Consider the following 12,399-nt stretch of genomic DNA (forward strand, 5'->3'; position numbering starts at 1 on the left):
CTCACGCGGTGCCGGTCGCTTCCTGTTAAAATACACGGACAGATGCGTGCCAAGACTCAGTCCGCCGCGCCGCGGATCGATCCGTATGGGCGAGCAGCCGACGCGAGTCGACGACGCCGAACCGCCGCCGAGACGCGCCGCCGACGACGCTGGTCGTTCGACCGATCGCGGCGCCGACGGCTCCAGCCCCGCGACCGATCGCGGCGCCGACGGCTCCGGTCCGTTGCCCGAGCGCGGCGCCGGCGCCGAACCCGACGCGCCGCGTCCGCCGGCGCCCGGGGGGCTTCCGCTGCTCGGAAACGTCCACGAACTGGCGAGCGACGCGCTCGGCTTCTACGGGCGCCGCGCCGCGGCCCACGGCGGCGTCGTCCGGTACGACGTGTTCGGGACGGAGAGTTACCTCGTCACCGATCCCGCGGCCGTCCGCCGAGTGCTCGTCGACGACCACGACCGGTACGAGAAGGGCGAGATGCCCCGATCCCGGCTCGGCGGGCTCCTCGGCGACGGCCTGTTCCTCGCGGAAGACGATGACTGGCGGGAGCAGCGGACGACCGTACGCTCCGCGTTCTTCCGCGAGCGGGTGGCCGAGTACGGCGACGCGATGGTCGACCACGCGCGCCGCGCGGCGGCGCAGTGGGACGACGGCGAAGTCGTCGACGTCCACGCCGCGGCGACAGACTACGCGTTCGCCGTCCTCGCCGAGAGCCTGCTCGGGAGCGACGTCGAACGGGAGCGCGAGACCGTGCGGGCGGCCGCCGAGAGCGTCACCGAGCGGTTCGACACCGGGCGGATGACCTCGTTCCTCCCGGAATGGGTGCCGACCCCGGCGAACCGTCGGTACCGGCGGCGGATCGGGGCGCTCCGGTCGACGATCCGAACGCTCGTCGCCGAGCGCCGCGCGGCCGGCCCGCCCGCCGACCCGGGCGCCGCGGACGACCTCCTCGGCACGCTCGTCGCGGCCGCGGAGCTCGGGGCGATGGACGACGACCGGCTCGTCGACAACGCTGTGACGTTCCTGTTCGCCGGCCACGAGACGAGCGCGCTCGGGCTCACGTACGCGCTCTACTGTCTCGCCGACAGACCCGAATTTCAGGAGCGGGTCCGGCGCGAGGTCGCGGCGCTCGACGGCGACCCCCGCCCCGCCGACCTCGGGGCGTGCCCGGCGTTGACCGCGGCCGTCGACGAGGCGCTCCGGCTGTATCCGCCCGTCCACACCTTCTTCCGAGAGCCGACCGAGGCGGTGAGGCTCGGGGGGTACCGCGTCCCCGCGGGGGTCGTCGTGACGCTCTCGCCGTGGGCGGTCCACCGCGACGGGCGGTGGTGGGACGACCCGACCGCGTACCGCCCCGAGCGCTGGCTGCGCGACGGGGCGGCGGGACCCGCCGACGGCGACGAGGCGGGAGGGCCCGTCCACGGCGACGAGGCTCCCGGTCCGGCGGTCGGTGAGCGCCCCGAGTACGCGTACTTCCCGTTCGGGGGCGGCCCGCGACACTGTATCGGGATGCGCTTCGCGAGACAGGAGCTCCGACTCGCGACCGCGACGCTGCTCCGGCGGCTGCGGCTGGAGCCGGTGACGACCGACCTCTCGGTGCGGGCGAGCGTGAACACGCGACCGGACGGACCGGTCCGCGTCCGCGTTCGCACGCTGGAGGAACCGCTCGACGCGAACGAGCCGTCCGATACCAGTTGACAAATACACATATGTACTTCGACAGAGATTCCTCGCGTATGGTCCGCTCAGACAGCAGCACGCGCCGTCGGATCGCCCTCGTCCTCGCGGCGGTGGCGCTCCTCTCGCCGCTCGCGACGGGAGTCGCGGCGGCCCAGTCGGTACAGAGCCCCTCCGGGTCAGTCGTCATCGCCGAGGGCGAGACGGTCGACGGCGTCGAGACCGTGGCCGCGACGATCGTCGTGCGCGGCACCGTCGAGGGGGACGTCTCCGGCGCGGCCGGGTCGATCCGGATCGCCGAGACGGGCCGCGTCGGCGGGAACGTTCAGGCCGCCGCCGGGACCGTCGTCGTCGAGGGGACGGTCGGCGGCGACGCAGAGGTCGGGGCCGGCTCCTTCGAGTTGACGGAGTCCGGGCGGATCGACGGCTCGCTCGACGTCGGCGCGGGCTCGATAACGGTCGACGGGGCGGTTGGCGGCGACGTCCGTGCGGGCGCCGACTCGGTCGTCCTCGGTCCGAACGCGGCCGTCGACGGCGAGTTCCGGTACGACGCCGAGACGTTCACCCGGAGTCCGGACGCGTCGGTCGCCGGCGGCGTCGTGGAGGACCCGAGCCTCGGCGACGGCGGCGGGAGCGGGATCGCCGGCGGCGGTGACTTCCTGCCCTCGTGGGTCGGCACCGTCTACGGCGCCGTCGCCAACCTCGTACTGGGTGCGGTCCTCCTGTTCGCGTTCCCCCGATTCTCTCGGGGAGTCGGAGACCGCGTCGGCACCGACCCGCTCGTCAGCGGCGGGGTCGGGATCCTCGCGCTCGTCGTCGCCCCGGTCGCCCTCCTGCTCCTCGCGATCACGATCGTCGGGCTCCCGCTGGCGCTCGTCGGCTTCGCGGCCTACGGCGTCGCGATCTGGGTCGGGTCCGTCTACGGACAGTACGCCCTCGGCTCGTTGATCCTCGGCCGGCTCGGCAGCCCGAGCCGGTGGCTCGCCCTGCTCGTCGGCGTCGTCGCGGTCGCGCTGATCGGGCTCGTCCCGTGGGTCGGCGGGATCGCGGAGTTGCTCGTCCTACTCCTCGGGCTCGGCTCGCTCGGGCTCGGACTGTACGACGGGTACCGCGGTCGCGACCGCGGAACCGACCCCGATCCGGGGGCAGTGAGCGTCGACTGACGGCGCGGTCCAGGTCGCGCTTTCGACGCCGACGCTCCCCTCCGCGGCGGCAAGGACTTTTTCTCACCCCGTCGAACCGGGGCGCATGGACGAGATGGACCTCCCGCGCGCCGCCGTGTCGCCCCCGATCGTCACGCCGTTCGACGCCGACGGCGGCGTCGACGCCGATGCCCTCGCGAACCACGTCGACGCGCTCGTCGAGGCCGGGCTCGACGGGATGGTCCCCTGCGGGACGACGGGCGAGTTCGCCAGCCTCTCCGACGGCGAGCGCCGGACCGTGGTCGAGGCGGTCGTCGACGCGGCCGACGGCCGAGTCCCGGTGATCGCCGGCGCGGCCGACACCGCGGTCTCCCGGGTCCGCGACCACCTGTCGGCCGCCGCGGCGGCCGGGGCCGACGCGGGGCTCGTCACCCTCCCGTACTACCACGCGTCGACCGAACCGGCGGGCCAGCGGGCGTTCCTCGAGGCCGTCGTCGACGACGCCCCGCTCCCGGTGCTCCTGTACGACATCCCGGCGACGGTCGGCGAGTCGATCGACCTCGACGCCCTCGCCGGCCTGGCGCGTCGCGAGTCGGTCGTCGGCATGAAGGACACGACCGGCGACCTCACCGACCTCGAAGCGAAGGTCGCCGCGACGCCGGACTCCTTCGCCGTGTTCCAGGGCGTCGACGCGCAGCTCTACCCGAGCGCGAGCATCGGCGTCGACGGCGGGATACACGCCCTCTCGCAGGTGATCCCGGAGGTATTCGTCGCGCTCGCCGAGGCGATCCGCGACGGGGACGACGACCGCGCGCTTGCGTGCCATCGCCGCGCGGTCGCGCCGCTTTTCGCCCGCTGCGCCGACCACGGCTTCGCGCCGGCGACGAAGGTCGCGGCCGCGCACCGCGGGTTCGTCCCCGACCCCCGCGTCCGGCCGCCGCTCACGCTCCCGGACGACGCCGAGCGCGAGCAGATCCGCGCGGACGTGGACGCGGCGCTGGACGTGGTCTGAGAACGCTGCGGACGGGCCCTCCGAACGACCGCGCCCGCGCCCGCACCTCGCCCGCTACCCGTCGCCGATCAGTGTCCCGTCGGCCGCCTTCGGGCCCTCGGAGTCGAAGACGACGACATCGCCGTCGGTCCGCTCGCGGGCGGTCGGGTCGTAGCCGTCGCGGACGCCGATCGCCTCCTCCAGCTCGCGCACCGCGCGCTCTTTCAATGCGGCGGCCAGCTCCTCGGCGTCATCGCGGGAGATGTCGCGGCCGAGCCCCTCGCACTCGTGGGCGCGGACGACGCCCGCCTCGTCGACGGCCTCGCCCATCGGCTGGCTCGTCCCGTTGAGGGCGACGCTGAACGGGTAGGTCCGGCAGATCAGCGGCCGGGCGTCGTGGACCGTACACGCGCCCTCGCCGTCCGACTCCTCGTAGAAGGTACAGTCGCCGCAGCCGTCGGTCGCGAGCGCCCACTCGAACGTCTCGCCGCGCGGCTCGCCGTCGGCGTCCGGTTCCAGCCCGAACGGCATCGGTCGGGCCACGTCGCGCCAGTCGTACGCCTCGCCGGACTCCGCTTCGGCGGCGTCGGCGACCCGGCGGACCCCGTCCGGGAAGACGGTCGCGGTGTGGGGCTCGCGGTCGCCGTCGTCGTCGTGACAGCCCGACTCGGAACCGGCACCGTCGCGACAGCCCGACTCGGTCTCGTCGACTCCCTCACCCGCGGGCGCACCGCCCGGCTCGTCGGGGGCGTAGCCGGTACAGCAGCCGCCACAGCGCGTACACTCGAAGCCGATGGACTCGATGGCGTCCGCGAGATCGGCGACGTCGAGGTCGCGGGCGGCGGCGAGTTCGGCTTCGAGCGGTTCCATACGCCCCCGTTGCGACGCCTCGCGGTTAACCTCGTCCCTTCCGATCACCGGGGCGACTCGGTGGCAGGCGCGCTCCGGGCGAAGGAGCGAAGTGCGGCCGCTGCCTACCGAGGGGGCGTGAAGGAGTACGAGCGAAAACAGCTCCTAGAACGAGTCAACCGGGAGTCCTCGACGGTCGGCGTCGAAATCCCGGAGTCGATCGAGATCCAGGGCGAGGCGATCGACCTCCGGTCGTTCGTCTTCGAGATCAAGCGCCGCGACTCGATTCCGCCCGGCGAGCGCGACCGCGTCGACCGCGCGAAGCGGAACCTCCGTCGCGAGCGCCTCGACCGGCTCGAACCGATCGAGGAGAACGAGGTGAGCTACGAGGAGGGCGAGGCGCTGGCGTCGTCGATCATCGGGATCGACCGCGCGCTGGAGGCGCTGGAGGGGCTCGACGCCCCCGATCCGGAGACGGAAGCGAAGCGGCAGGAGGCCGCGGACCGGAAGCGCTGGATGAACTTCCTGAAGAAGGCGCTCGGCCGCGACGACGCCGGCGGCGGCGGTCGGACGCGCTTCTGATCGGGGCGCGGCGGCGGCGGCGCTCGCCGGCCGAGGGCTCAGTTCCCGGTGAAGTCGATCCGCGAGCCGCTACCGTCGCCCTTCCCGGCCGAGGGGCCGAGTCGGACGAACTCGTAGGCGTCGTCGTCGAGGTACACCGCGTCGTCCGCCACCGCGACGCCCACCGACTCGAGGACGGCCCCCTCGCAGGGCCCGAAGTTACAGTAGCCGCCGTCGGCCTCGAACGTGGCCCCGTGCTTCTGGCAGAACACCTCGCCGTTGCGCACGAAGGCCCCGTCGTCCTTGTCGAGGCGCACGTCCGTCCAGTGCTGGCAGTAGTTCCGGAACGCGCGTACCTCGCCCGCGGCCCGGGTGAGGACCGCCTCGACCTCCGGCGCGCCGTCCTCGCCTTCGCCGAGGTCGCCCTCGCCCTCGTCGACCGCCTCGGAGTCGACAGGGCGCAGCGTCGCGAGCAGCGTGCTCTCCTCCGGGACCTCCTCGACGCCGGCGATCCGGCGGCTCTCGTCCATGTCCGTGGGAGGCCGGCGACCGGCTTGAACGTTGCGCGTTCCCCGGCCGCCGCCCGTCACAGCCGCTCACCGTCGTAGTACCGCTCTTCGACGCGCCGGTCGAACAGCCGCGAGAGGAGCGTCGTGAGCGGGCCGGCGACCCCCTCGCCGTCGCCGTCGACCGCGATGCCGTCGACGGTCGCCACGGGGCGGACCTCCCACGTGGAGTTCGTGAGGAATGCCTCGTCGGCTTCGCGGACCGCGTCCGGCGCGTACGTCCCCTCCTCGACCGGGATCCCCTCCGACTCCGCGAGTTCGATCACCGTCGTCCGGGTGACGCCGGGCAGGATCGGTCCGTCCAGCGAGGGCGTCTTGAGCGCTGTCCCGTCGGCGAAGAAGAGGTTCGCGGTCGCGCCCTCCGCGACGTTGCCGTCGGGGTCGAGCATGAGCGCCTCGTCCGCGCCGGTGACGCGGAGTTCGAGCCGGGCCAAGATTCCGTTGAGGTAGTTGTGCGTCTTCGCCGCGGCCGGGAGCGCGCGGCTCGCGGGCTTGCGCGTCTTGGTCGTCTGGAGCGCGGCGGGCCCGCCGTGGACCGGATCGCTCCCGACGCCGCCCCGGGGGAGCGGCTTCGCGATGACGACCACGGTCGGGTCGACCTCGGGCCGCGGGTCGAGCGTGCCGGGCTGCGTCCCGCGCGTGATCGAGAGCCTGACGTAGGCGTCCGCGAGGTCGTTCGCGGCGAGCGTCTCGTCGACGCGGCGTTTCAGCTCCGCGTCGGTGATCCCGTGGTCGAGCTTCAGCGTCTCGCAGGTGTCGGCGAGCCGGGCCGCGTGCGCGTCCCACCGGAAGACGTCGCCGCCGTACGCGCGCATCGTCTCGAAGGCGGCGTCCCCGTAGGCGAACCCGCGGTCCTCCACCGAGACGGTCGCCTCCGCGGCCGGGACGAGGTCGCCGTCGACGTGGTACAGTCGCTCGCCGTCGCCGGTCGCCGCCGAGCGGTCGGTGTCGTCACTCATGCTCTTCGCACACCTCCACGAAGTTCCGGACCATGCGCTTCCCGCGCGGCGTGAGGATGCTCTCGGGGTGGAACTGGACGCCGACGTGCGGCTTCTCGCGGTGGCGCACGCCCATCACGACCTCGCGCTCCTCGTCGGTTCGCGCGGTCTCGACCAGCTCGTCCGGAAGGGCCTCGCGCTCGACGGAGAGCGAGTGGTACCGCCCGACGCGGAGCCGGTCGGGGAGGCCGGCGAAGACGCCCTCGCCGTCGTGGGTTATCGTCGAGGGCTTCCCGTGGACGACCTCCGGCGCGTGGCCGACCCGACTCCCCCGGCTCGCGCACAGCGCCTGGTGGCCGAGACAGACGCCGAACACCGGGCAGTCGAGCGCGAAGACGGCCGTCGAGACGCCCGCCTCAGCCGGGGTTCCCGGCCCGGGCGAGACAACGACGCCGTCCGGGTCGAGCGCGCGGATCCCCGCGAGGTCGACCGCGTCGTTGCGGCGCACCGTCACCGCGCCGGCGACCTCGCCGACGTACTGGACGAGGTTGTACGCGAACGAGTCGTAGTTGTCGACGACGAGCACCCGCGCGTCGGCGTCGCCAGCGCCGGGACGCCAGCCGGCTCCCGCCGCCGCGGGTTCCGAATCGGGCCCAGCGCCCGTCTCGGCCTCGTCCACCGTCATCGCTCCGCCACCCCCTCAGCGGGTTCGTCGACCGCCATCTCGCCGGCGACGAGCGCCTCGTCGACCGCGCTCACCAGCGCCCGAGCCTTCGCGAGCGTCTCCTCGTACTCGGCGTCCGGGTCGGAGTCGTGGACGATCCCGGCCCCGACCCGGAGGTGGTACTCGGCGGCGCGGCGCACGAGCGTCCGGATGACGATGTTCAGCGTCGCGCGTCCGTCGAACCCGGCCGCGAACATCGACCCGGTGTACGGGCCTCGTCGGGTCGGCTCCAACTCGTCGATGATCTCCATCGTCCGGGGCTTGGGCGCGCCCGTGATCGTCCCGCCGGGGAAGCAGGCCGCGACCGCGTCCGCAAGCCCAACGTCGGGCCGCGCCTCCCCCTCGATCAGGCTCACGAGGTGCATCACCTCGCTGTAGCGGTCGACGCGGCGGTACTCGCTCACCTCGACAGTACCGAACCGCGACACCTTGCCGAGGTCGTTGCGTTCCAGGTCGACCAGCATCGCGTGTTCGGCGCGCTCCTTCTCGTCGCCGGTCAGTTCGGTCTCCAGCCTGGCGTCCGCCGCCTCCGTCTCCCCGCGGGGGCGCGTCCCCGCGATCGGTTCGGTGACGAGGCGGGCGCCGCGGTCGGGGTCGTCGGTCGGCTCGCGCTCCAAGAGGAGCTCCGGGCTCGCGCTCACGAGGTCGACTCCGCTCGGGCGCTCGCCGAACTCGACCAGCCCGGAGTGCGGGGCCGGGTTCACCGCCCGCAGGGCGTCGTACGCGTCGAGCGGGTGGACCGCGGCGGGCGCGGTCAGCCGCTGGGAGACGTTCGCCTGGAACGTGTCGCCCTCGCGGACGTACGCTTTGACCCGGCGGACCGCGTCGGCGTACCCCTCGCGGCCCACGTCGCTCTCGAAGGTCGCGCCGGCCGCGGCCGGGTCGGGCACTGGCCCCGAACTCGGGTCTCCACCCTCAATACGGTCTATCAGCGCCGCCGCCCGCTCGACGCCCCCGTCGAACACCGTGTCGAGCGCGTCGCGGTCGGCGTCGGGGTCGTCGAGTCCTGCCGGGACGCGCGGACAGGCGGTGACTCGGAGCGTGACGGACTCGGAACCGCCGTCGGCGTCGACAGGGCACTCCCACGCCGCGATCCGGTCGAAGAGCGCGGCCTGGAGCCGCGGGAGGCCGCGGTCGTCGACCGCTCCGGGACCGTCGGACGCCGGCGGCGGGAAGTCCTCCAGCTCGCGGGCGGCGTCGTAGGAGAGCCAGCCGAACGCGCCGCACGGGTACGGCACGTCGCAGTCGCCGCGGGCCAGCGTCTCGCCGTCGAGGAGTCCCTCTAGCGCCGTCAGCGAGGGCGACGAGCGCCGGTAGTCGCCGGTGGAGGCCGTCCGCCCGTCGCCGCCCGACCCCTTCCCCTCGCCGCTCGCGGTCGCGACGACCGCCTCGTCGGAGACGGTCAGCCGCTCGACCGGGTCGACGCCGAAGTAGCCCCATCCGGACTGGCCGCCGGTCGTCTCGTAGAAGACGCCGCCGGGGCCGCGCCGCGCCCGGCGGTAGGCCGCGAAGGGGTCGTCGACGTCGACCCGGAGTTCGACCGGGACCCGGGCGCCGTCCGGCGCCGCGGCCGCGACCGCGCGGAACCGGCCCCGGTCGGTGCGTACCGTTCGGTTCATGCGACTCTCTTCGGCGGTGGCGGTGAAACAGTTGCGGTCGACCGGACTCGTCCCGGCCGTCAGAACTCGCTCGCGCGGTCGATCCACGTCGCGGCGCGCTTCTCGCCGACGCTCGTCCCCTCGGCCACGGCGGCCGCGTCCGCCGCGGCGAGATCGTCTATCGTCTCGATCCCGATCCCGGCGAGGCGCTCGGCGTACGCCGGGCCGATGCCCTTGATCTCCTCGACGCTCGGCCCGCGGTCGTCGTTGTCGACCGCGACTGCGTCCCCCTCGCCGGCCGCGGCCTCCGCCTGTTCGGCCGCCTCGTCGGTCGCGGTCTCATCGGGCTCGGACGCCTCGCCGTCGACGAGCGACCCGGTCGAGGCGGCGGCCTCCGTCTCGGCGGCGACCGGTTCCGCGTCGGCCTCGGCGTCTCCGTCGTCGGCGTCGGTCGCCGCGGGGTCGCCCTTGTCCGCGGCGGCCGCCGACTCGCTCCCGGCGGCCGGCACCGTAGCCGTCGCGTCAGCGGCCGGTTCCGACTCCCGCTCGACGGTCACTTCTGTCTCGCCGGACTCCCGCTCGCTCGAACCGCTCCCGAAGCCGAGCTTCTCTTTGAGCTTCTGAAGTAGGGCCATTGCCCGCGGCTACACGTGCGAGATATTTAAAAACCGTCGCCGGGATCCGGTCGTCCCGTCTCGCGTGTTTATAAGTGGGATCGGGCCGTTCCGGCGGTATGGACGTTCTCAACCCCGTGATGTGGTCGGTCCACGTCGGCTTTGCCGTCCTCTGGGTCGGCAGCGTGCTGTTCGTCACCCTCGCGATTCTCCCCGCCGCGCTCCGGGGCGACATCGGCACGACCGCGCTCGGTTCGGTCGTCGGTCGCCTGCGCTGGATCACGCGGATCGGCGCCCTCGCGTTCGTCCTCACCGGCGGTCACATGGCGGGGACGCTGTACACCTTCGAGGGGCTGACGGGAACGCCCCGCGGCCACCCCGTGTTGACGATGCTCGGCCTGTGGTTCGTCGGCACCGGCCTCGTCGAGGTCGCCGGCTCGAAGCTGGCCGACGGGCTCGACGTCGACAAGCTCCGCGAGCCCGCCCGCGACGCCAAGCCGTTCCTCTACGGCGCGTCCGCCGTCTCCGTCGGGCTCATCGTCACGGCGGGGCTGCTCGCCAGCCCGGGACTGTTCTGAGGAGCGCGAGCGGCGGCGGTCGCTGACGGATGTCCGCGCCGCATCGGCCGGGCTACGCCTCGAAGAGCCGCTCGGCGTCGTCCGCCTGTCGGCGGTAGATCCCGCGCCCCTTCAGCCGCGGCACCTCGTGGCGGTGGAGCCGCTCCGCCGCCGTGTCGTACACGAGCGGGAAGACGTTCGTCCGCCCCCTCGCGACCGTGAACCCGGACATCGCCCCGAGGAGCGACGCGTCGGGGTCCGGCGTCGCGAACGTCACGTAGCCGATCGGGGTGGCCGACTCGCCGCCGTCGGCGCGTTCGGGTCGGGCGTCGATCCGGTCGACGAGCACGTCGCGGAACGCCGACGCGGTGTCGACGAGCGTCTCCGCGTCCGTCTCGTCCGCCTCGACGAGCGCCGCGAACACCGCCACGTCGCCGAGCGTGTCGTCCGTCTCGCGAGTCTCCCACAGGTGGTCGAGTCCGTCTACGTCCGCGTCGACCGCCTCGAAGCCGTGTCGGCGGCGGTTCGCGGCGACCGCCTCCCGGTAGGTTGGGATGTCCATAGATCGTCCACGATCCGCATGGTAAAAAATGACACAGGTAGCTCCGGAGCGGAAGGCGTCCGCGAGACCCGGCGTCTTCCGCGTCGGATATATACCACTCTATATCCCTCTTAGAAACCCTTAATCGGGCGTGACGGGACGCGCAGGTGTGAGCGAAGACGACGTCGCCACGTTCGGGTTCGTCTGTGTACAGAACGCCGGTCGTAGCCAGATGTCGGCCGCGTTCGCCGAACGCGAGCGCCGCGAGCGCGACCTCGGCGACCGCGTGGAGGTCGTCACCGGCGGGACCCACCCCGCGGACGAGGTCCACCCCGAGGTCGTGGCGGCGATGGCGGAGGTGGACATCGACCTCTCCGACCGCGTCCCCCGCGAGGTCTCGACCGCGGAACTCGACGCGTGCGACGTGGTCGCGACGATGGGTTGTTCGACGCTGACGCTCCCGGACGGCGTCGAGGGGCGCGACTGGGCGCTCAACGACCCGCACGGGCAGGATATCGATCGTGTCCGGGATATCCGCGACGAGGTCGAGGGGCGCGTGCGCGACCTCTTCGATGAGTTCTTTGACGAGAAGTAGGCGGCTCCGGCCGCGTATCCGTGCGACTCGGGGGTTTCTCTCGACGGAAATAGTCCCGGGCGGATTCGAACTGCGAGGACTCGCTTCGCTCGTCCTCTGGGCTCGAATCAATTCGGACACCTGCGGCTCGCGGAGTTGCTCGCCGCAGAATAGTCCCGGGCGGATTCGAACCGCCGTCAATGGCTGACTTCGGGCATCCGACGGGCGTTCTTGATGGAACACCCGACAGCCGCGCGTGAGCCGCAGACGCGGACGGATTCCCTCCAAAGGCCATTATGATTGGCCACTACACCACGGGACTTCGTATTCGGCTAACCGACGGGCACTCAAGTACGTTACTCTCCGCGACGAGACTGGGACGGCCCCGGCTACGCCCCCTCCTCGATCCGGTCGAACCGCTCCTCGAAGTTCTCGCGACAGGAGCCGCAACAGAAGTGGTACAGCGTCCCGTCGATCCGGGCCGACTCCCCCTCGGCGGTGACGGTGTTGCCGCACTCGACGCACTCGACCGCGAGGTCCGCGTCGCCGACCGCGGGCGACCACTCGTGGGCGTCGAGCAGCCGCACCGACAGGTCGCGCACGGCCGCCAGTCCGACCGCGTCGTCGACGAGGTCACGAGCGGTCCCCTCCTCGACGCGCGCGACGACCGTCACCTCGCCGTCTGCGGTGAGGAACGCGTGCTCGACGCGCTCGTGGCTCGCGACCGCCGCGTGAACGCGCTCGGCGTCCGCGGGCGCGACAGCGAGCGTCGCGAGGACCCGCAGCCCGTCAGAGAGCGCGTCACCGTCGATCCGAAGCGTGAACCCCTCGATGACGCCCACCTCGCGTAGCCGGTCGACCCGGTCCGACACCGCGGGCGCGGAGAGGTCCACGCGCTCGGCGATATCGCTGTACGGGCGCCGCGCGTCGGCCAGCAGCAACCGGATGATCTCCCGGTCCGTCTCGTCGAGCGTTCGCATGGGCGAGCGTTCACCCGGCGCGGGCAAAAGGCGTCCGGGAGGGGCGGGCGGTCGCGGGCCCCGGGCGGCGCCGGGAGACCGGGACGGCCGCGGGG

14 protein-coding genes and 1 tRNA gene are annotated in these 12,399 nt (G+C 72.9%); 6 read left to right on the plus strand and 9 right to left on the minus strand.

What is annotated here, in order from left to right; translation table 11 throughout:
• The first annotated feature begins 85 nt into the window (after nt 1–85).
• The 3 genes from B9H04_RS11370 (at nt 86) to B9H04_RS11380 (ending at nt 3,823) form a co-directional block, all read left to right on the plus strand.
• Nucleotides 86–1,690, plus strand: a complete 1,605-nt coding sequence (locus tag B9H04_RS11370; RefSeq protein WP_080508598.1) for a cytochrome P450 — start codon at nt 86–88, stop codon at nt 1,688–1,690.
• 38 nt (nt 1,691–1,728) lie between these two features.
• Nucleotides 1,729–2,832: a bactofilin family protein gene (locus tag B9H04_RS11375; RefSeq protein WP_049932358.1), complete on the plus strand. Its 1,104-nt coding sequence runs from the start codon at nt 1,729–1,731 to the stop codon at nt 2,830–2,832.
• Between the two features lie 85 nt (nt 2,833–2,917).
• Complete coding sequence (locus B9H04_RS11380; protein ID WP_049932357.1) at nt 2,918–3,823, plus strand: dihydrodipicolinate synthase family protein; 906 nt, start codon at nt 2,918–2,920, stop codon at nt 3,821–3,823.
• 54 nt (nt 3,824–3,877) lie between these two features.
• Here the strand turns inward: B9H04_RS11380 and B9H04_RS11385 are convergent, their stop codons facing one another.
• Nucleotides 3,878–4,672, minus strand: a complete 795-nt coding sequence (locus B9H04_RS11385; protein WP_085682718.1) for a YkgJ family cysteine cluster protein — start codon at nt 4,670–4,672, stop codon at nt 3,878–3,880.
• Between the two features lie 117 nt (nt 4,673–4,789).
• Here B9H04_RS11385 and B9H04_RS11390 point away from each other — a divergent pair, with 117 nt between their 5' ends.
• Nucleotides 4,790–5,233 (plus strand): DUF5788 family protein, encoded by a 444-nt coding sequence (locus B9H04_RS11390; protein WP_049932494.1) that lies wholly within the window; start codon nt 4,790–4,792, stop codon nt 5,231–5,233.
• Between the two features lie 38 nt (nt 5,234–5,271).
• Here B9H04_RS11390 and B9H04_RS11395 read toward each other — a convergent pair whose 3' ends face one another.
• The 5 genes from B9H04_RS11395 to B9H04_RS11415 are packed head-to-tail and all read right to left on the minus strand — an operon-like array spanning nt 5,272 to nt 9,673.
• Nucleotides 5,272–5,742 (minus strand): Rieske (2Fe-2S) protein, encoded by a 471-nt coding sequence (locus tag B9H04_RS11395; RefSeq protein ID WP_049932353.1) that lies wholly within the window; start codon nt 5,740–5,742, stop codon nt 5,272–5,274.
• 56 nt (nt 5,743–5,798) lie between these two features.
• Nucleotides 5,799–6,737 (minus strand): aminotransferase class IV, encoded by a 939-nt coding sequence (locus B9H04_RS11400; protein WP_049932352.1) that lies wholly within the window; start codon nt 6,735–6,737, stop codon nt 5,799–5,801.
• Nucleotides 6,730–7,401, minus strand: a complete 672-nt coding sequence (locus B9H04_RS11405; protein ID WP_049932350.1) for an anthranilate synthase component II — start codon at nt 7,399–7,401, stop codon at nt 6,730–6,732. Before B9H04_RS11405 ends, B9H04_RS11400 begins: the two co-directional genes overlap by 8 nt.
• Nucleotides 7,398–9,059, minus strand: coding sequence for an anthranilate synthase component I family protein (locus tag B9H04_RS11410; RefSeq protein WP_049932349.1), 1,662 nt, complete (start codon nt 9,057–9,059; stop codon nt 7,398–7,400). The genes B9H04_RS11405 and B9H04_RS11410 overlap by 4 nt, the downstream gene beginning before the upstream one ends.
• 59 nt (nt 9,060–9,118) lie before the next feature.
• Entirely contained in the window at nt 9,119–9,673 is a 555-nt protein-coding gene (locus B9H04_RS11415) for a helix-hairpin-helix domain-containing protein (RefSeq protein WP_085682719.1), read from the minus strand.
• Nucleotides 9,674–9,771: 98 nt separating this feature from the next.
• Here B9H04_RS11415 and B9H04_RS11420 point away from each other — a divergent pair, with 98 nt between their 5' ends.
• A complete protein-coding gene (locus tag B9H04_RS11420) occupies nt 9,772–10,230 on the plus strand; it encodes a transporter (protein WP_085682720.1) in 459 nt (152 codons plus the stop codon).
• A 52-nt stretch (nt 10,231–10,282) separates the two neighbouring features.
• Here the strand turns inward: B9H04_RS11420 and B9H04_RS11425 are convergent, their stop codons facing one another.
• Nucleotides 10,283–10,771, minus strand: a complete 489-nt coding sequence (locus B9H04_RS11425) for a hypothetical protein (protein ID WP_049932342.1) — start codon at nt 10,769–10,771, stop codon at nt 10,283–10,285.
• Nucleotides 10,772–10,919: 148 nt separating this feature from the next.
• Between B9H04_RS11425 and B9H04_RS11430 the strand changes: the two genes are divergently transcribed.
• Nucleotides 10,920–11,345: an arsenate-mycothiol transferase ArsC gene (locus B9H04_RS11430; protein WP_049932340.1), complete on the plus strand. Its 426-nt coding sequence runs from the start codon at nt 10,920–10,922 to the stop codon at nt 11,343–11,345.
• 150 nt (nt 11,346–11,495) lie between these two features.
• Here B9H04_RS11430 and B9H04_RS18730 read toward each other — a convergent pair.
• Nucleotides 11,496–11,646 (minus strand) — tRNA-Gln (locus B9H04_RS18730).
• Nucleotides 11,647–11,713: 67 nt separating this feature from the next.
• Nucleotides 11,714–12,304 (minus strand): AsnC family transcriptional regulator, encoded by a 591-nt coding sequence (locus B9H04_RS11435; RefSeq protein ID WP_049932338.1) that lies wholly within the window; start codon nt 12,302–12,304, stop codon nt 11,714–11,716.
• Nucleotides 12,305–12,399 lie beyond the last annotated feature (95 nt).

The sequence above is a fragment of the Halorubrum ezzemoulense DSM 17463 genome (genome assembly GCF_002114285.1).
GTDB lineage: Archaea > Halobacteriota > Halobacteria > Halobacteriales > Haloferacaceae > Halorubrum > Halorubrum ezzemoulense.